This window comes from Bradyrhizobium sp. 27S5 (assembly GCF_037217225.1).
Taxonomy (GTDB): Bacteria; Pseudomonadota; Alphaproteobacteria; order Rhizobiales; family Xanthobacteraceae; genus Bradyrhizobium; species Bradyrhizobium septentrionale.
This window is the reverse complement of the sequence record NZ_CP147714.1, coordinates 4,114,468-4,132,231: the sequence shown is the minus strand read 5'-3', so window position 1 is coordinate 4,132,231 and position 17,764 is coordinate 4,114,468. Positions and strand designations below refer to the sequence as shown.

Genomic DNA, 17,764 nt, shown 5'->3' with positions numbered 1-17,764 from the left:
TGCGCTAGTTTTTCTCGATCCGGATCACCTGCGGCCGGCCGCTGATGACCTTATCGCGCTGCACTGCGGCCAGCGCGCGATGCACCGCATCCTCGCTGGTCGCATAGGTAATCAGAATGACCGGGACCGGTGAAGGTTTTTTGGCCGCACCGTTCACATCGACGCCATCCGGATGCCGCTGCACGATGGACTCCAGAGATATCTTCTGTTCCGCAAGCCGGGTGGCGATTGTTGCGGCAGTGCCTGCAAGATCGCGCGCCATCAGGCGGATATAATAACCACCCTCATGACGTTCCATCGGCGCCTTGGCGGTGTCGCGCAACCGCTCCACCGGGCGCCCGAACGGCTTGGCGCGGATGCCGCGGGCGACGTCGGCGATGTCGGCGACCACGGCCGAGGCGGTCGCGCCGCCACCGGCGCCCGGGCCGACCAGCGTGATCGGCGGAATGCCCTCGCCGTCGATCGCCACCGCGTTGGTGACGCCCATCACCTGCGCGATCGGGGACGATTTCGGCACCATGGTCGGATGCACGCGCTGCTCAATGCCCTTTGCCGTGCGCACCGCGACGCCGAGCAGCTTGACCCGGTAGCCGAGTTCCGCGGCCGCTTTGAGGTCCTCCGGCGTGATCGAGGAGATGCCCTCGACGTAGACGGCGCTTTCGGCGACCTTGGTTCCGAACGCGAGGCTCGCCAGGATCGCGAGCTTCTGCGCGGTGTCGTGACCATCGACGTCGAACGACGGGTTGGCTTCGGCATAGCCGAGACGCTGGGCGTCCTTGAGGCATTCTTCGAACGACAATCCCTCCTGCTCCATCCGGGTCAGGATGTAATTGCAGGTGCCGTTGAGGATGCCATAGACGCGGTTGACGCTGGTGCCGGCGAGACCCTCGCGCAGCGTCTTGATGACCGGGATCGCCGCACCGACCGCCGCCTCGAAATTCAGTGCGCCGCCGTGCTTCTCGGCGGCTGTGGCGAGACGCAGGCCGTGTTTGGCGATCAGCGCCTTGTTGGCGGTGACGACCGACTTGCCGGCCTTCAGCGCCGTCTCGATCGCAGAGAGCGCAGGATCGCCGGCCCCGCCCATCAATTCGACGAAGCAGTCGATATTGGGATCCTCGGCCAGCGCTTGCGGGCTCTTCGCCCACGCGATGCCGCGCAGGTCGAGGCCGCGCTTCTTGGCCTTCGAGCGCGCCGTGACGGCGACGACGCGAATGCCGCGGCCGCTGCGCTCGGCCAGCGCCCGTCCTTGCGTTTCGATGAGGCGGACGACATCGGCACCGACGGTGCCGAGCCCCGCTATGCCCACGTTCAGGGGTGCGACCATGAGATTAAGCAACCTGGAAGGATTAGCGCCGGTTGGCGAGAGGAACGACGTTGTGCAACGTTTCGATGCCGCTTTCAAGGAAGCGGCGCACGCCACGCGCGGCCTGCCGGATACGCTGCTCGTTCTCCACCATCGCGATGCGGACATAGCCTTCGCCGTGCTCGCCGAACGCCACGCCGGGCGACACCACGACGCCGGATTTCTCCACCATCAGGGTTGCGAACTGCATGCTGCCGACCGCCTCGAACGCCTTGGGCAGCGGCGCCCAGGCGAACATCGAGGCCTGCGGCGGCGGAATCTCCCAGCCGGCGCGGCCAAACGACTCGACCAGCGCGTCGCGGCGCTTGCGGTAGGTGTCGCGCATCTCGCGGATGCAGTCGTCAGGGCCGTTCAGCGCGGCGGTCGCCGCCACCTGGACCGGCGTGAAGGCGCCGTAATCGAGATAGGATTTGACCCGCGCAAGTGCGGCGATGATGCGCTCATTGCCGACCGCAAAGCCCATGCGCCAGCCGGCCATCGAGAACGTCTTCGACATCGAGGTGAACTCGACGGTGACGTCGATCGCGCCGGGCACCTGCAGCACCGACGGCGGCGGATTGTTCTCGTCGAAATAGACCTCGGCGTAGGCGAGATCGGACAGGATGAAGATGTCGTGCTTCTTCGCGAAGGCGACGAGATCCTTGTAGAAGTCGAGGTCCGCGACATAGGCGGTCGGGTTCGACGGATAGCAGACGATCAGCGCGATCGGCTTCGGGATCGAATGAATGATGGCCCGCTCGACCGCCTCGAAGAACTGCGGCGTCGGCTCCGACGGCACCGAGCGGATCACGCCGCCCGCCATCAGGAAGCCGAAGGCATGGATCGGATAGCTCGGATTGGGGCACAGCACGACGTCGCCGGGCGCGGTAATCGCCTGCGCGACGTTGGCAAACCCCTCCTTCGAGCCGAGGGTGGCCACGACCTGGGTATCGGGGTTGAGCTTGACGCCGAAACGGCGGGCATAATAGGCGGCCTGGGCCTTGCGCAGGCCGTTGATGCCGCGCGAGGCCGAGTAGCGGTCGGTCCGCGGCTTGCCCAGCGTCTCCTTCAGCTTCTCGATCACATGCGGCGGGGTCGGCAGGTCCGGGTTCCCCATGCCCATGTCGATGATGTCGGCCCCGGCGTTGCGCGCGGCCGCCTTGGCCTGGTTGACCTTCTCAAAGACGTAAGGCGGCAGACGGCGAATGCGGTAAAAATCTTCCATGGGACCCTTGCTCCGACAACCGCAATGCCAGAATCGACGCCCTTGGGATCGATGCCGAAGCCTGCTCGGGCTCTTACAGAAATCGCGCCAAATCAATAACTTAGAGCGAATTCAGGCGCACGATCTGAAGGCTACGGCCGGATATGCGGTTGAATTGAGGTTCTTTTAGCACGGACACCGGGCGGCGCCAGCGCTGATCGGCCACCTGGAACGCCTACTTCCCGCTCTGGGCTGTCGTCGCGCTTGGGGCTGGCGTCCCGCTCTGGGCTGCCGCCGACGCCTGGCGCTCGCGCGCGGCGATCAGCTCCTGCTCGATCTTGGCCTGATCCGCCGGCTTGATGGTCGGATCGGCGCGGTCGGGCGGCAGATCGTGGACCGGGAGGTAGCCGGTGGCATCCTTCGGCCGCGCCGGAGCGTCGGCCGGCATGGTCATATCGGCAATCGTGCTCGAGCAGCCGCTCAGCGCCGTCAACGACGCGAGCAGCGCTGCGGCAACGAGCGCCCTTTTCATCCAATCGATCGGCATGTGCCGAATTGTCCCCAACAAGCTAGCGCGCATGTCGCACGTTGCCGACACGGGTCGCACTGTACGAGCCTTGGTACGAGCTTTGCAGCGTCCCCGCTGCGTTAATCCCGGCTTTAGCGTTTCAAACCATTGTCGCCCGAAACGCTTAAAGCGTGAACAAGAAATGCGACCCCTGAGGCTTCAATATGTCAGAACAAAGAATTTTTTATCGCACTGCAGCAGAGCGAAACATTGGATTTTGACCGATTCCCGTTGCCGCACCGCGCGATGACGCCCCCCAAACCAGGCGATATTGTCCCTCAGATGAGCAACGTCAGTACCGACACCCAAGCCACCCCGAAATTCAACGCCGAAGCCTTCGCCATGAACATCGCCCGGGCGCTGGAGAGCAGCGGCCAGGCGCTTGCAGCCTATCTAAAGCCGCGCCAGACCGGGGAAGTCCGCGACAAGCCGCCGAATGAGCTCGGTGAGGTCATCAAGACCTTCAGCGTGATCGCCGAATACTGGCTGTCCGACAAGGAGCGCGCCTCGTCGCTGCAGATGCAACTCGGCAAGGACTACCTCGATCTCTGGGGCGCGGCAGTGCGCCGCATGGCCGGCGAAGCCGATGCCAAGCCCGCGATCGCGCCGGCACCGCGCGACAAGCGGTTCCAGGATCCGGAGTGGAAGTCGAACCAGTTCTTCGACTTCATCCTGCAGCTCTATCTGCTGACCGCGAAATGGGCGCAGCAGCTGGTTCACGACGCCGACGGGATCGATCCGCATACCCGCAAGAAGGCGGAGTTCTATGTCCAGCAGATCAGCAACGCGCTGGCGCCGTCGAATTTCGTGCTGACCAATCCGGAGGTGCTGCGCGCCACCGTCGAGAGCAACGGCGACAATCTGGTGCGCGGCATGAAGATGCTGGCCGAGGATATCGAGGCCGGCCACGGCACGCTGCGGATCCGCCAGTCCGATTCGGCCAATCTCGAGGTCGGCGTCAACATGGCGACGACGCCGGGCAAGGTGATCTACCAGAACGAGCTGATGCAGCTGATCCAGTATTCGCCGGCGACCGAGAACGTGCTGCGCACGCCGCTCCTGATCGTGCCGCCGTGGATCAACAAGTTCTACATCCTCGATCTGCGCCCTGAGAAATCCTACATCAAATGGTGCGTCGACCAGGGCATCACGGTGTTCGTGATCTCCTGGGTCAATCCGGACAAGGAGCTCGGCAAGAAGACCTGGGCCGACTACATGACCGGAGGCCCGCTCACCGCGATGGACGTGATCGAGAAGGCCACCGGCGAGCTGAAGGTGCACACCGCCGGCTATTGCGTCGGCGGCACCCTGCTCGCCTCGACGCTCGCCTACCTCGCCGAGAAGCGCCGCCAGCGCGTGACGTCGGCGACGTTCTTTGCCGCGCAGGTCGACTTCAGCCACGCCGGCGACCTCCTGGTGTTCGTCGACGAGGACCAGATCTCGGCGCTGGAACGCGACATGCAGGAATCCGGCGTGCTCGAAGGCAGCAAGATGGCGATGGCCTTCAACATGCTGCGCTCCAACGACCTGATCTGGTCGTATGTCGTGAACAACTATTTGAAGGGCCAGTCGCCGTCCTCGTTCGACCTGCTGCACTGGAATTCGGATGCGACCCGGATGCCGTCGTCGAACCACTCCTACTATCTGCGCAACTGCTATCTGGAGAACCGGCTGTCGACCGGCACCATGGTGCTCGACAACACGCTGCTCGATCTGTCGAAGGTGAAGGTGCCGGTCTACAACCTCGCCGCACGCGAAGATCACATCGCGCCGGCGGAATCGGTGCTGTACGGCTCGCAGTTCTTCGGCGGCCCGGTGAAATATGTGCTGTCCGGCTCCGGCCATATCGCCGGCGTGGTCAATCCGCCGGCCTCGAAGAAGTACCAGTACTGGACCAACGACAACATCAAGGACATCAAGCTCGCCGACTGGCTCAAAGGCGCCGAGGAGCACAAAGGTTCATGGTGGCCCGATTGGCGCGGCTGGCTGGAGAGCCATGATCCGGAGACGGTGCCGGCGCGCACGGTCGGGATGCCGGCGCTCGAGGACGCCCCGGGCAGCTATGTCCGTGTCCGCGCGTAGCGCGCGGTCTCCCGCTCAGCTATAAACGGACGATCCCGACGGTCGGGAATCGAATTGACGTGAGGGGGAGACGATGACGCGCGAACTGTTCTGGCTGTCGCTGACGGTGATCCTGACCGGGCTGCTGTGGGTTCCCTACATCATCAACCGCTGCCAGGTGCGCGGCCTCTCCGGCGCGATGGGCAATCCCTCGCGCAACGACAAGCCGCACGCCGAATGGGCCAACCGGCTGATGTTCGCGCACGACAACGCGGTCGAGAACCTCGTGATCTTCGCGCCGCTGGTCTTGATCCTCAACGCCGCCGACTATTCCACCAAATGGACCGTGCTCGCCTGCGCCGTCTATTTCTGGGCCCGCGTCGCGCATCTGGTCGTCTACACGCTCGGCCTGCCGGTGTTCCGCACCCTGGCCTTTACGGTCGGCTTCATCGCGCAAGCGGTGCTCGCGCTCGCGATCTTCAAGATCGTCTGAGCAACAAGATTCGCGCCGGCCGCGGTGCTGAAGCACGATGAAGTCATTGCGCTTCAACCCTTTTCTTGAGCATGATCGCTTCGGAAAACCGCTTCACACTTTTCCGGATCATGCTCTAGCCGCGCCGGCGCTATTCCTTAGCCCTTGCGCACGACGATATGCAGCATCGTCGCGGGCGCCTCGTCAAAACTCTTGACCTCGCTGGTGTCGGACGAGACTTGGGTCCACGCCCCTGACGATGCGTAGGTCGCCGCCAGCCAGTCGGCCGCGGGGTAATTGTAGTAGCGGCCGATGCTGTCGCGGCCATCGCTATGGCCGATCTTGTAGCTCGCGTAGAAGATACCGCCGGATTTCAGCGCCCGGTGGATGCGGCCGATGATGCCGGCCAGTTCGTCGCGCCGCACGTGCAGCAGGCAGGCGCTGGCCCAGACGCCGTCATAGGCGTCCAGATCCTCGAGCTGATCGAACAGCATCGCCTCGACCGGATGATTGATGCGGCGCGCGGCGACTTCAGCCATCTCGGGTGAACCATCGGTCGCACGCAGCACAAAGCCTTCGGCGAGCATGACGGCGGCATGATTGCCGGCGCCGCAGCCGAGTTCGAGGATCGCGCCGCCTCTCGGCAACAGGCCAAGAAAGCCCTTGAGCCGGGCGGACGGTGCTTTCGCCCACCCGGCATAGGCCTCGGCATTGCGCCGGTAGAATTGCAGCGTGGCGTCGTCCACGATACGCCTCGCGGTTAGCTGTCGGCCAGTCCAAGCATCAGCCGCATGTTCTGCACGGCAGCGCCCGACGCACCCTTGCCGAGATTGTCGAGGCGGGCGACCAGCACCGCCTGATGGTGCTTGTCGCTGGCGAAGACATAGAGTTCGAGCTGGTTGGTCTCGTTGAGCGCCTCCGGCTCGAGCCGGCCGCCCTTGCTGGCCTCGTTCTGCAGCGGCATCACCGAGACGTATTTGCTGCCGGCGTACCACTTCGCCAATACAGCCTGCAGATCAGCGCCGGTCGGCTTACCCGGCAGCGCGTCGAGCTGCAGCGGCACCGAGACCAGCATGCCCTGCCGGTAGTTGCCGACCGACGGGATGAAGATCGGCCGCCGCGTCAAATGCGAATACAGCTGCATCTCCGGCACGTGCTTGTGCTCGAAGCCGAGGCCATAGAGCTCGAAGGCCGGCGCCGAGCCGTCCTCGAAGCTTGCGATCATCGACTTGCCGCCGCCCGAATAGCCGCTCACCGCGTTGACGGTGACGGGGTAATCCGCCGGCAGCAGGCCGGCATCGACGATCGGCCGCAGCAGCGCGATTGCGCCGGTCGGATAGCAGCCCGGATTGGAGACCTTCTTCGCGTTGCGAATCTTGTCGGCCTGGTCGGGCGCCAGCTCGGCGAAGCCATAGGCCCAGTCGGGCGCGACCCGATAGGCCGTCGATGCGTCGAGCACCTTCGGCGCTGAATTACCCATGGTGTCGATCAGCGCGACGGTCTCCTTGGCGGCCTCGTCAGGCAGGCAGAGGATCACGAGATCCACCTCCTCCATCAGTGCGCGCTTGGCACCGGCATCCTTCCGCTTGTCCTCGGCGATGTGCTTCACCGAGACGTCGCCGATCGCGTGCAGCCGCTCCTGAATGCCGAGACCGGTGGTGCCGGATGCGCCGTCGACGAACACGGTGGCCCTGGTCGCACCGCTTGTGGTCTTGAGCTGGTTCTTGGGCTGGTTGGTGTCGGTGAGGGTCATGGCACGCTCCTTTCGAGCTCGTTCGTTTTGATAGCAAAGACATCCGGCCGCGCCTGCCGCATCAGATGCGCGATGTGCTGCGCGCCGGCGTCCGCCTGCGCGGCAAGGTTGCCCGCGACCGCCGCATAATCGGTCTCGGACTTGTGCTGGTTCAGCTTGAAGCTGCCCTCCACCTCTTCCACCGTCATCTCAAGGCCCACGATCGCCTTCTTCATGGCATCGAGCCGCGCCGCGGTCATCTTAGCCGACGTCCACGGCTTCTTCGGCAACAGCCGGTCCTCGAACTTGGCGCTCAGCGCGTCGATCTGAGCGGCAAGTTCCTCACCCGACAACATCCGCACCGGCCCGGTCAGATGCACGGCCTGATAGAGCCAGGTCGGCACTTGGTCAGGCGACACGTACCAGTCCGGCGACACATAGGCATCCGCGCCGGTGACAGCCAGCAGCCAAGGCACCTCGCAAGCCGCCTCGCCTGCCAGCTTTACCAGCGGATTGTGACGGGCAACATGAAACAGCGCCCGCGGCGTCCCGTCGGCGGCGTAGCTCAGGTAGAACGGCAGTGCGGAGGCGATCGGCTTGCCGCCGTCCCACGCGCAGGCCATGCCAAAACCGCGCGCTTCCGCAAAGGCGAGGCTTGCGGCGCGGTCGGGCTTGAAAGGCGGCGGCGTATACATGGTCGAAGCTCCTGCATGACGAAGGAGCCGCCAGATCGAACCGCGTGTCTTTTTGAGGAGAGCGCCGCGGGACAGGATCCGGCGGCAGAGGCGATGGTCTTAAACGCGAGCGACCGCCCATACCGCGAGAATGCGGCGGCGGCGGGCAATGATGATGGTCGCGGCGTTGATCATGGGCGCGGCTATAAGGCCGCGCCCGCTTGGCGTCAAGATACAGTCTCGTCATTCCGGAGCGCCTCGAAGAGGCGAACCCGGAATCTCGCGCCGTAACTTCTGGATTCCCCGATGCGCAAACCGCATCTGAGGTTCGCGCTCCGCGCGCCCCGAAATGACTGGCTAAATCACCGGATTCCACGGCGCCGGCACGAGCCGGTAGCCGCTGCCGTCCTTCACCACGTTACCGAGGCCCGGGAACGGATAGTGGAAGCCCTGCACCTGCAGCCGCTCCGCAACGATCATGTCGTAGATGCGGCGGCGGGTCTTCTCCGCCACGTCGGCGTCCTGGTCGAAGAACGCATGCCAGCCGGGATTGGTCGCGAACAAATGCGGATTGTTGGTGACGTCGGACTGGATGAAGACCTTGTCCGGGCCCGAGGCCAGCACATAGGAGGTGTGGCCCGGCGTATGGCCGACGGTTTCGACCGAGGTCAGGCCCGGCGCGATCTCCTTGCCCCATTCGTAGGGCGTGACCTTCTTCTTCAGGCCGGCCTCGAAGATATTGCGGTTGTTCTTGAACAGGCCCGCCATGCGGCCGGCCGGCGCCCGGCTCATCTCGCCATCGTCCATCCAGAACTTCCATTCGGTGGCCGGCACCAGCACCTCGGCATTCGGGAAGGCCGGCGTGCCTTCGGCGGTCAGCAAGCCGTTCACGTGGTCGCCGTGGAAGTGCGAGATCACCACCATGTCGACGGCCTTGGGATCGAAGCCGGCCGCGACGAAATTGTCGGCGAACAGGCCGTTGGCGCCCTTCGAGCTGGCCTTTGCCAGCGCGCCGTTGCCGGTGTCGATCACGACCAGCTTGCCGCCGGTGTTGAGCACCAGCGGCGCGAACCAGATCGTCACCATGTCGCGCGGCATGAACGCCTTCTCCAGCGCCGCGTTGATATCTTCCCGCTTCGCATTGGGAATGAAGGCGTCTTCCAGCTTGAAGACGTTCTTGCCGTCGGATACCGCGGTGACCGTGATGTCGCCGACCTTGTAGCGATAGAAGCTCGGCGCCTGCTTGTCGGCTGCGGGCGCCGTGGCCGCCGCGGGAACGGCTGACAACAACGGTGCGGCCGCGATGCCGGCAGCGCCGGCGAGAGCGTGACGTCGTGTCAATTCCATATCATGTCCTCCCGGTGAAACGATGATGCGATCGATGGAAGCCGCGCTTGTTGGGGTGAGGTTGTATCAGCGTTTCGATGCTCGCGCGATGACGGCCGCGCGGCCGGCCGTCCTTCGACTAACCCCTGCTTCATGACCTTATTCCGGGCTCACTACACCGCCCGCCACATCCACTCGATGACCTGGCCAATGACGTCGCCGAACAGCAGCAGCGCGGCCGACCAGATCAGCGCGGAGACGAAATTGGCGACCTGGAATTGCCAGTACGACATCTCGAAAATGCCGGCCGCCAGCGGCACCGAGGCGCGCAGCGGGCCGAAGAAGCGGCCGATGAAGATGCTGGGCACGCCCCAGCTCTTCACGAAGGCCTCGCCGCGCGGCAGGATTTCCGGATAGCGCGACAACGGCCACATCTGCGCGACCTGCTCCTTGTAGCGGTAGCCGAACCAGTACGAGACCCAGTCGCCGAGCGCGGCGCCAATGCCGCCGGCGATCCAGATCGGCCAGAAGCTGATGCCGCTGACGCCGATCAACGCGCCGATCGCAACCAGCGCGCCCCAGGCGGGCACCAGCAATGAAATGAAGGCGAGCGATTCAGCGAACGCCAGCAGCATGACGATCGGAGCGGCCCAGACCTGGTGATGGCGGACGAATTCGGCCAGGGCCCGCGTAATATCTTCCATCTCGTCGAGTGCCTTCCGCTCCGTTGAACCTCGAATGAACCTTTGTAGCGGCTCGCAGCCTAAGAACAGGTAAGCCAGCCGATTGCGTGACATCAAGTCACAAAGGCGGGGATCGAACGTGATTTCCCGTAAGGCCCCTGCGGTCCAGGCTAGCTGGCATCCCCCTCACAAGAAAAAGGAAATACTGGATGATTGGATCACTGATGATGTGCGTGAGCGTTGTCGTCCTGTTGTTCGGAATGCTCGCGGGCATTGCCATGGGTATCGAGCACGACTTCACGTTAGGACCGGCGCACGCGCATCTCAACCTCGTGGGCGGCGTGCTGCTGTTCCTGTTCGGCCTGTACTACCGGCTGGTGCCGGCCGCGGGCACCATGCTGCTGGCCAAGATCCAGGGCTGGCTGCATATCGTCGGCGGCATCCTGTTCCCGGCCGGCGTGGCGGCGGTGCTGCTCAAGGGGCCTTCGTTCGAGGCGGCGCCGATCGTCGGATCCCTGACCGTGGTTGTCGCCATGGCCCTGTTCACGGTCGTTGTGTTCCGCACCTCGAAAGCGTAATCGCGGGCTCCTATCTACAGAGGCGGCCGGGCCCCCGGGACGCGGCCGTCCCCATTGGCAGCCCATCCGTGGCATAGTCAGAGCAACCGATTCGCTGCGCCAAAACTGGCGCGCCACTTGAAGAACCATGGCCAAAGCATTGAAGTCGAACGCCAAAAGCAAATCCGCTGAAGATCTGTTCGGAGCCCCGGAACCGAAGGGCCGCGCCCCGGCGAAGGCTGCTTCCCGGCCGACCTCAGGCGCCGAAGCCAGCTATACCGCTGATGATATCGAGGTGCTGGAGGGGCTCGAGCCGGTCCGCCGGCGCCCCGGCATGTATATCGGCGGCACCGATGAAAAGGCGTTGCATCACCTGTTCGCCGAAGTGATCGACAATTCGATGGACGAGGCGCTTGCCGGGCACGCCACCTTCATCGAGGTCGAGCTGACCGCCGACGGCTTCCTGACCGTGACAGACAATGGCCGCGGCATTCCGGTCGACGCGCACAAGAAATTCCCGAAGAAGTCGGCGCTCGAAGTCATCATGTGCACGCTGCATTCGGGCGGCAAGTTCGACTCCAAGGTCTATGAGACCTCGGGCGGTCTGCACGGCGTCGGCGTCTCCGTCGTCAACGCCCTCTCCTCGCGGCTCGAGGTGGAGGTTGCACGCAGCGGACAGTTGCACCGCATGACCTTCGAGCGCGGCCATCCCAAGGGCAAGCTCGAAGACCTCGGCAAGATCAACAACCGCCGCGGCACGCGCATCCGCTTCAAGCCGGACACCGACATTTTCGGCGCCAAGGCGGCCTTCAAGCCGCAGCGTCTGTTCAAGATGACGCGCTCGAAGGCGTATCTGTTCGGCGGTGTCGAGATTCGCTGGCGTTGCGACCAGGAGCTGTTGAAGGGCGTCGAAGACGTCCCGGCGGAAGCCAAATTCCACTTCCCCGGCGGCCTGAAGGATTATCTGGCCGCGGCGATCCACGCCGACACACTGGTGCATCAGGACATCTTCTCCGGCAAGTCCGGCCGCAGCGGCGCCCACGGCGCCTGCGAATGGGCGGTGGCCTGGACCGCCGATGCCGACGGCTTCCTGTCGTCCTACACGAACACGGTGCCGACGCCCGACGGCGGCACGCATGAATCGGGCCTGCGCAGCGCGCTGCTGCGCGGCTTGAAGGATCATGCCGAACGTGCAGGCCAGGGCAAACGCGCAGCCTCCATCACCTCGGAAGACGTGATGGTCGGCGCGGCCGTGATGCTTTCGGTGTTCGTGCGCGAGCCTGAATTCCAGGGTCAGACCAAGGATCGCCTCGCCACCGCCGAAGCGCAGCGCATCGTCGAACAGGCGATCAAGGACCCGTTCGATCACTGGCTGTCAGGCAATCCGAACCAGGCCAACCGGTTGCTCGATTTTGTGATCGATCGTGCCGAGGAGCGGCTGCGCCGCCGCCAGGAGAAGGAAACCGCGCGCAAGACCGCCGGCAAGAAGCTGCGTCTGCCCGGCAAGCTCGCGGATTGCTCCGACGCCGGCACCGAAGGCTCCGAACTGTTCATCGTCGAAGGTGACTCGGCCGGCGGCAGCGCCAAGCAGGCGCGCGATCGCAAGACGCAGGCCGTGCTGCCGCTGCGCGGCAAGATCCTCAACGTCGCGTCTGCCGGCAAGGACAAGCTGACCGCCAACGCGCAGCTCTCCGACCTCGTGCAGGCGATCGGCTGCGGCACGCTCGCACATTACCGCGAAGAGGATCTGCGCTATCAGCGCATCATCATCATGACCGACGCCGACGTCGACGGCGCGCACATCGCTTCGCTCCTGATCACCTTCTTCTACCGGCAGATGCCGCGGCTGATCGACGAAGGGCATCTCTATCTGGCGGTTCCGCCGCTCTACAAGCTGAAGCACGGCACCAAGTCGATCTATGCCCGCGACGACGCGCACAAGGACGAGTTGCTGAAGAACGAGTTCAACGCCAACGCCAAGGTCGAGGTGAACCGCTTCAAAGGCCTCGGCGAAATGATGCCGGCGCAGCTGAAGGAAACCACGATGGATCCGGCCAAGCGCACGATGCTGCGCGTGGTGCTGCTCGCCGACGATCGCGAGGGCACCGCCGACTCGGTCGAGCGGCTGATGGGCACCAAGGCGGAAGCCCGTTTTGCCTTCATCTCGGACAAGGCCGAATTCGCGAGCGACGATCTGCTCGACGTCTAGGTCGTAACCAACTGATTTGAAATGATTTTCCGGCCACCTCCTGATCGGGGCGGCCGTTTTCATTCGCCTTTTCCGAGAGCGCCGACGATTTCGTTTTCGGGCGGTTGTGTCTCACCCGCAACAGCATTTCCGGCGGAACCACGTATAGTCCCCAACATGAGTTTCGGGAATCGGTGCCAAGGCGCTCCCGTCAGCGACCCGATCGAACGCTAAAGTCGAGGATTTGGAAATGAAGAAGATTTTGCTCGCTCTGACCGCGGTTGCTGCGATGACGGCTTCGGCGTCGGCTGCCGACCTGGCCGCCCGCCCCTACACCAAGGCCCCCGCTCCGCTCCCGGTCGCTCCGAGCTGGACCGGCTTCTACATCTTCGGCGGTGGCGGCGGCGGCATCTGGGACGCTGACACCGGTGTCCAGTCGACCACCACGGGCGCGCCGATCCTCGGCTTCAACCAGCGCCAGGGCGGCGATGGCTGGTATGGCACCGTCGGCGCCGGTTACGACTGGCAGACCGCCAACAGCTGGGTTATCGGCGTGTTCGCCGACGGTCAGTTCGGCAGCCTGAAGGGCACGATCCAGGATCAGGGTACGTTCCTCGCCGGCAATATCAAGAACGACTACAGCTGGGCCGCCGGTGCGCGCCTGGGTTATCTGGTCGCTCCGAACGTTCTGTCCTACGTCAACGCCGGTTACTCCAGCTCGCACTGGAAGGGCACCACGCTGTTCAACACCGCGACCGCTCTTCCCTCGGGTCTGCACACCGACGGCTTCGACCGCAGCGGCTGGTTCGTCGGCGGCGGCGTCGAGAACAACCTGAACATCTTCGGCATCACCGCGCCGGGCTGGTTCATGAAGACCGAGTACCGCGCCGCTTACTACGACAACAGGAACATCTCCGAGCTGGCTGACGGCACCAATATCTCGAACGGTCGCGACATCACCTTCAGGCCGCTCGTCCAGACCATCAGCACCGCACTGGTCTACCGCTTCAACTGGACCGGCCCGGTTGTCGCCAAGTACTGATCTCTGCTGATAGCAGACCAAAAGCCCCGGCATTGTCCGGGGCTTTTTTGTTGCGCTAACGTCTTCGCGAGGCAGCCCCCTGCGCATGCCGGCTGGCGCAGAGCCGCCCGGCTGCGCCTGATCTGGTCAGCGTTGTAGCGATCGGGCACTCTTGATCCCCGGTTCAAACCAAAGCGGACAACAACAATGAAAAACGGACAGTTTGATCTCTCGGGCCGGGTCGCCATCGTCACCGGCGGCAATGGCGGCATCGGGCTCGGCATGGCGCGCGGCCTGGCGGACGCCGGCGCCGCGATTGCCGTGGTCGGCCGCAACGAGGCGAAATCGAAAGCCGCCGTCGAGGATCTCGGCAAGCGCGGCGTCAAGGCGATCGCGGTGGCAACCGACGTGACCGACAAGGCGGCGGTCGCGGCGATGGTCGCGCGGGTCATCGGCGAGCTCGGCGGGATCGACATCCTCGTCAACAACGCCGGCATGAGCATCCGCAAGCCGCCGCACGAGCTCGAGCTCGACGAGTGGAGCAAGGTGATCGACACCAACCTCACCAGCGCATTCCTGTGCTCGAAGGCGGCCTATCCGGCGCTCAAGGCGTCGGGCCACGGCAAGATCATCAATATCGGCTCGATGATGTCGATCTTCGGCGCGAGCTTCGCTGCGGCCTATGCCGCGAGCAAGGGCGGCATCGTGCAGTACACGCGCGCCTGCGCCAATGCCTGGGCCCCCGACAACATCCAGGTCAATGCCATCCTTCCCGGCTGGATCGACACCGATCTGACCAAGGGCGCGCGCCAGCAGGTCGCCGGTCTGCACGAGCGCGTGCTCGCACGCACGCCGGCGGCACGCTGGGGGGCGATCGACGACTTCGCCGGCATCGCCGTGTTCCTGGCGTCGCCGGCCTCGGACTTCGTCACCGGCACCGCTATCCCGGTCGATGGCGGCTATTCGGTGATGGCCTGAAACACAAAAGCCCCGGCGGATCGCCGGGGCTCCTGCATCCTGTTGAGTAGCGCGCTGACCGGCGCGACCACGCAACTTTTAATGACCAATTTAAGTAACTGTTGTCCTTGATAATTTCCGACCGCGCGGATCAGCGCGCCGCCGGCGAATGGACGTGCTCCGGCCGCACCCCGACAGCGACCAGACGCGCCGTGAGCCCCTGCAGCCAGGGCATCGCCGTGATCAGCCGCAACGCGAACGGCGCCGGCTGATCGCCTGGCTTCAGCGCCGCGGTGATGAGGTTGTTCTGCGCGATCACCTGCATGCGCTGCGTGACCCGCACCGGAAATTCGCGGCGACGCCTGACAGCATCGAGCTCGTCCTCCGACGGCAAGCCGTGCACGAGCTTGGCCGCCAGGATATTGGCGGTGGCGACCGCGTCCTGCACCGCGAGGTTGACGCCGACGCCGCCGATCGGCGACATCGCATGCGCGGCGTCGCCGATGCAGAGCAGGCCGGGACGGGTCCAGCGCGTCAGGCGATTGATCGCCACCGTGAGCAGCTTGACGTCGTCAAAGCTTTTGACGTCGGCAATGCCGTCCCTGAGGATCGGCGCGAGACGCACCACGTCGTCGAGCAGCGCCGCTAGCCCCCTCGCCTTCACGGCCTCGTATTGTCCCTTGGCGATCACATAGGCGCATTGCCAATAGTTGCCGCGGTCGAACGTCACCATCATCTTGCCGTGCTCGACACGGGCGAACAGATTCTCGGTCTCGTCCGGACGGCGGCCGACGCGAAACCACAGCACGTCCATCGGCGCGCCGATCTCCTCGACCTCGAGGCCGGCGCGCTCGCGCACGATGGAATGGCGGCCGTCGCAGCCGATCGTCAGCTCGGCTTCGATATCGACGGGACCATCAGCCGTGTTGGCCCGGACGCCCGTCACGGCGTCGCCGCGCCGGATCAGGTCGGTCGCCTCGGCGCTCATCAGCACCTGCAGCGAAGGAAAGCGCCTGCCGCTCTCGCGCAGGAAATTGAGGAAATCCCACTGCGGCATCATTGCGATGAAGGGATATTTGACGCTGAGGCGGCTGAGGTCGGCGATCCGCACAGATTTGCCGCCGAACATGCCGTCGAGCTTCTGGATGTCCTGGTGCGGCAGCTTGAGGAAGCCGTCGATCAGACCGAGCTCGTCCATCACCTGCAGGGTCGAGGGATGCACGGTATCGCCGCGGAAGTCGCGGAAGAAGTCGGCGTGCTTCTCCAGCACCACGACGTCGACCCCGGCGCGTCCGAGCAGATAGCCGAGCATCATGCCGGCCGGGCCGCCGCCGACCACGCAGCAGCGCACCTTCATCCGACGCCGGTTCGCCTGCTCCGGATTGCCTGCATCCATGATGCCGTCCTCACCGCTGCTGCGCGCCTCAGGTCCTGATTGTAGCGCGGATCGGACGACTGGGCTGCAAGCCTATCGCCTGAACGTCTTGATTTCCGACACGCTGCCGTCGCGATAGGTCAGCTCCACCGAGACCGATTTGGTTTGCGGCGCGAGTTTCAGATAGGGCTGCGCGTCGGACGGGATCGCGCTGGGATCGCGCTGATTACAGGCCGGCATCTTCAACACCTTGTCCGGCACCGCGCTATCGATGCCGATCCGCACCTCGCGGATCGCGCAGCGATACGACATCAAATGGGTGTAGTAGACCAGCAGCCCGTTGAACTCGCGGAACGACAGCCAGCTCGTCGCGGTCATGTCGAGGATCTTGCGCTGGTCGCGGATCAGCGCGGCGTCGGGATCGAACTTGATCGGGAACGGCCCCTGCATCTCGCCCTGGGTGTCGACATAGCACAGCTGGATCGTGGCCGCCGGCGCGTCGGCCGGCAGCTCGATCGACGGATTGGGCATCCGCTTGCGGGTGCGCGGGTCGAGCGTGTCCATGAAGCCGGTCTCGCGGAAATCGCCGCTGTCGCCGATCCGCCAGGAAATGCCGAGCGTCGGATCGGCGATCGAGAACACGACGGACCAGCCGCCATTGTGCCGCGAGAAGCTCGCGATCGGCGCGTTGACGGTATCCTCCTTCGGCAGCTTCGGCACCGATACCGGCGGCAGCGCGGCCACTTGCTGCGGTGGAGCGGACGGCTTGGCCGCCTCGGCCTGCCCCTTCGCGATTCCGTTCAGGAAGACATCGTCGACCATCTGGTCGAAATAGACCGGGATCTGCTTGTGCTTCACGGTGTCGGCCATCTCGCTGACCAGGCGCCGCGTGCGCTGGGCGACCTGCACCATGTTCTCGCCGGGTTGCAGCAACTCCCTGGCGAAGGTTCGCGTGAACACCGAATTGGGATTGGCATCGTCGTTCGAGAGACGGTCGAGCGCGGTCTGGCGCGGCCCGGCCGAAAACACCGAGAACACGCCTTCGGGCAGCTGCGTCATCGGCGCCAGCCCGCCGCCGCCGGCAACGGCGCGCGTGCCGGCGCGTTCGAACGGATTGTTGCGGCAGGCGTCGAACACCAGGATCGAGGTACGCGCCTTCTTGTTCTGCAACCGCTCGATGATGCGGTCGGCGAGCACCGAGGCGTCGCGCACCAGTTCCTCCTGCCCTTCGGTCGCGGCCGGTACGTCGGTCGGCAGCAGGAAGTTCTGGCCGGCGATCTCGAAGCCGTGGCCGGCATAGAAGAAGAACGCGGTGTCGCCGGGTTCCACGGCGCGGTCGAAAGCGAGCAATGTCTCGGAGAACGCCTGCCGGTTCAAATTCTCGGCCACCATGACGTTGAAGCCGAGTTGCTTCAGCGCGTCGCCCATGGTGCGGGCGTCGTTCACCGCCTTCTGCAGCTTGGGTACGTTCCTGTAGTCATTGTTGCCGATCACCAGCGCGACGCGCTTCTCGGCCTGGGCGGGCGCGGCCAATGCGACCAATCCAACCGCCAAAACGGTCGCCGAAAGTCTCGAAAGCCAGCTCTTCATCCGATTTCCCGCCT

16 protein-coding genes are annotated in these 17,764 nt (G+C 64.6%); 6 read left to right on the top strand and 10 right to left on the bottom strand.

The genetic code is table 11. The features are described 5' to 3' along the window. Positions 1-4 precede the first annotated feature (4 nt). The 3 genes from WDM24_RS19020 to WDM24_RS19010 all read right to left on the bottom strand — a co-directional run bounded on the left by WDM24_RS19020 (position 5) and on the right by WDM24_RS19010 (position 3,093). Positions 5-1,324 carry a homoserine dehydrogenase gene (locus tag WDM24_RS19020; protein WP_338832089.1) on the bottom strand — a complete coding sequence of 440 codons (1,320 nt, stop codon included), beginning with the start codon at positions 1,322-1,324 and terminating at the stop codon, positions 5-7. A gap of 22 nt (positions 1,325-1,346) precedes the next feature. After that, positions 1,347-2,567: an LL-diaminopimelate aminotransferase gene (locus WDM24_RS19015; RefSeq protein ID WP_166294978.1), complete on the bottom strand. Its 1,221-nt coding sequence runs from the start codon at positions 2,565-2,567 to the stop codon at positions 1,347-1,349. A 214-nt stretch (positions 2,568-2,781) separates the two neighbouring features. After that, complete coding sequence (locus WDM24_RS19010) at positions 2,782-3,093, bottom strand: hypothetical protein (RefSeq protein ID WP_166294976.1); 312 nt, start codon at positions 3,091-3,093, stop codon at positions 2,782-2,784. A gap of 303 nt (positions 3,094-3,396) precedes the next feature. Between WDM24_RS19010 and WDM24_RS19005 the strand changes: the two genes are divergently transcribed. Together WDM24_RS19005 and WDM24_RS19000 are read left to right on the top strand one after the other, a co-directional pair. Then, positions 3,397-5,196, top strand: coding sequence for a PHA/PHB synthase family protein (locus tag WDM24_RS19005; protein ID WP_166294974.1), 1,800 nt, complete (start codon positions 3,397-3,399; stop codon positions 5,194-5,196). Between the two features lie 73 nt (positions 5,197-5,269). Further along, a complete protein-coding gene (locus WDM24_RS19000; RefSeq protein WP_029083359.1) occupies positions 5,270-5,668 on the top strand; it encodes an MAPEG family protein in 399 nt (132 codons plus the stop codon). 137 nt (positions 5,669-5,805) lie between these two features. On the opposite strand, the gene WDM24_RS18995 is transcribed toward WDM24_RS19000, so the two are convergent. The 5 genes from WDM24_RS18995 to WDM24_RS18975 form a co-directional block, all read right to left on the bottom strand. Then, the gene (locus WDM24_RS18995) at positions 5,806-6,393 is read right to left on the bottom strand and encodes a class I SAM-dependent methyltransferase (RefSeq protein WP_338832088.1); all 588 of its coding nucleotides are present in this window, start codon (positions 6,391-6,393) and stop codon (positions 5,806-5,808) included. A gap of 14 nt (positions 6,394-6,407) precedes the next feature. Continuing rightward, positions 6,408-7,400, bottom strand: a complete 993-nt coding sequence (argC, locus tag WDM24_RS18990; protein WP_338832087.1) for an N-acetyl-gamma-glutamyl-phosphate reductase — start codon at positions 7,398-7,400, stop codon at positions 6,408-6,410. Beyond that, positions 7,397-8,074, bottom strand: a complete 678-nt coding sequence (locus WDM24_RS18985) for an FMN-binding negative transcriptional regulator (RefSeq protein ID WP_338700610.1) — start codon at positions 8,072-8,074, stop codon at positions 7,397-7,399. Before WDM24_RS18985 ends, argC begins: the two co-directional genes overlap by 4 nt. 336 nt (positions 8,075-8,410) lie before the next feature. Then, positions 8,411-9,400, bottom strand: a complete 990-nt coding sequence (locus tag WDM24_RS18980) for an MBL fold metallo-hydrolase (protein ID WP_338832086.1) — start codon at positions 9,398-9,400, stop codon at positions 8,411-8,413. A gap of 152 nt (positions 9,401-9,552) precedes the next feature. Further along, the gene (locus WDM24_RS18975; protein WP_166294967.1) at positions 9,553-10,083 is read right to left on the bottom strand and encodes a DedA family protein; all 531 of its coding nucleotides are present in this window, start codon (positions 10,081-10,083) and stop codon (positions 9,553-9,555) included. Between the two features lie 188 nt (positions 10,084-10,271). Between WDM24_RS18975 and WDM24_RS18970 the strand changes: the two genes are divergently transcribed. From WDM24_RS18970 to WDM24_RS18955, 4 genes are all read left to right on the top strand, one after another. After that, a complete protein-coding gene (locus WDM24_RS18970) occupies positions 10,272-10,640 on the top strand; it encodes a hypothetical protein (RefSeq protein ID WP_338832085.1) in 369 nt (122 codons plus the stop codon). 127 nt (positions 10,641-10,767) lie between these two features. Beyond that, positions 10,768-12,828: a DNA topoisomerase IV subunit B gene (parE, locus tag WDM24_RS18965; RefSeq protein ID WP_338832084.1), complete on the top strand. Its 2,061-nt coding sequence runs from the start codon at positions 10,768-10,770 to the stop codon at positions 12,826-12,828. A 229-nt stretch (positions 12,829-13,057) separates the two neighbouring features. Continuing rightward, complete coding sequence (locus WDM24_RS18960; protein WP_338832083.1) at positions 13,058-13,849, top strand: porin family protein; 792 nt, start codon at positions 13,058-13,060, stop codon at positions 13,847-13,849. Between the two features lie 186 nt (positions 13,850-14,035). Then, positions 14,036-14,806, top strand: a complete 771-nt coding sequence (locus tag WDM24_RS18955) for an SDR family NAD(P)-dependent oxidoreductase (protein WP_166294959.1) — start codon at positions 14,036-14,038, stop codon at positions 14,804-14,806. Positions 14,807-14,936: 130 nt separating this feature from the next. On the opposite strand, the gene WDM24_RS18950 is transcribed toward WDM24_RS18955, so the two are convergent. Both WDM24_RS18950 and WDM24_RS18945 read right to left on the bottom strand, forming a co-directional pair. After that, complete coding sequence (locus WDM24_RS18950) at positions 14,937-16,181, bottom strand: FAD-dependent oxidoreductase (protein WP_338700598.1); 1,245 nt, start codon at positions 16,179-16,181, stop codon at positions 14,937-14,939. Positions 16,182-16,253: 72 nt separating this feature from the next. Beyond that, positions 16,254-17,750 (bottom strand): caspase family protein, encoded by a 1,497-nt coding sequence (locus tag WDM24_RS18945; RefSeq protein ID WP_338832082.1) that lies wholly within the window; start codon positions 17,748-17,750, stop codon positions 16,254-16,256. Positions 17,751-17,764 lie beyond the last annotated feature (14 nt).

Coding starts and splice junctions, on each gene's coding strand:
- WDM24_RS18980 (WP_338832086.1), bottom strand. CDS start 9,400: ATGGAATTGACACGACGTCACGCTCTCGCCGGCGCTGCCGGCATCGCG.
- WDM24_RS18950 (WP_338700598.1), bottom strand. CDS start 16,181: ATGGATGCAGGCAATCCGGAGCAGGCGAACCGGCGTCGGATGAAGGTG.
- WDM24_RS19005 (WP_166294974.1), top strand. CDS start 3,397: ATGAGCAACGTCAGTACCGACACCCAAGCCACCCCGAAATTCAACGCC.
- WDM24_RS18985 (WP_338700610.1), bottom strand. CDS start 8,074: ATGTATACGCCGCCGCCTTTCAAGCCCGACCGCGCCGCAAGCCTCGCC.
- argC (WP_338832087.1), bottom strand. CDS start 7,400: ATGACCCTCACCGACACCAACCAGCCCAAGAACCAGCTCAAGACCACA.
- WDM24_RS18945 (WP_338832082.1), bottom strand. CDS start 17,750: ATGAAGAGCTGGCTTTCGAGACTTTCGGCGACCGTTTTGGCGGTTGGA.
- WDM24_RS18960 (WP_338832083.1), top strand. CDS start 13,058: ATGAAGAAGATTTTGCTCGCTCTGACCGCGGTTGCTGCGATGACGGCT.
- WDM24_RS19000 (WP_029083359.1), top strand. CDS start 5,270: ATGACGCGCGAACTGTTCTGGCTGTCGCTGACGGTGATCCTGACCGGG.
- WDM24_RS19020 (WP_338832089.1), bottom strand. CDS start 1,324: ATGGTCGCACCCCTGAACGTGGGCATAGCGGGGCTCGGCACCGTCGGT.
- WDM24_RS18970 (WP_338832085.1), top strand. CDS start 10,272: ATGATTGGATCACTGATGATGTGCGTGAGCGTTGTCGTCCTGTTGTTC.
- WDM24_RS18955 (WP_166294959.1), top strand. CDS start 14,036: ATGAAAAACGGACAGTTTGATCTCTCGGGCCGGGTCGCCATCGTCACC.
- WDM24_RS19015 (WP_166294978.1), bottom strand. CDS start 2,567: ATGGAAGATTTTTACCGCATTCGCCGTCTGCCGCCTTACGTCTTTGAG.
- WDM24_RS18975 (WP_166294967.1), bottom strand. CDS start 10,083: ATGGAAGATATTACGCGGGCCCTGGCCGAATTCGTCCGCCATCACCAG.
- WDM24_RS19010 (WP_166294976.1), bottom strand. CDS start 3,093: ATGCCGATCGATTGGATGAAAAGGGCGCTCGTTGCCGCAGCGCTGCTC.
- parE (WP_338832084.1), top strand. CDS start 10,768: ATGGCCAAAGCATTGAAGTCGAACGCCAAAAGCAAATCCGCTGAAGAT.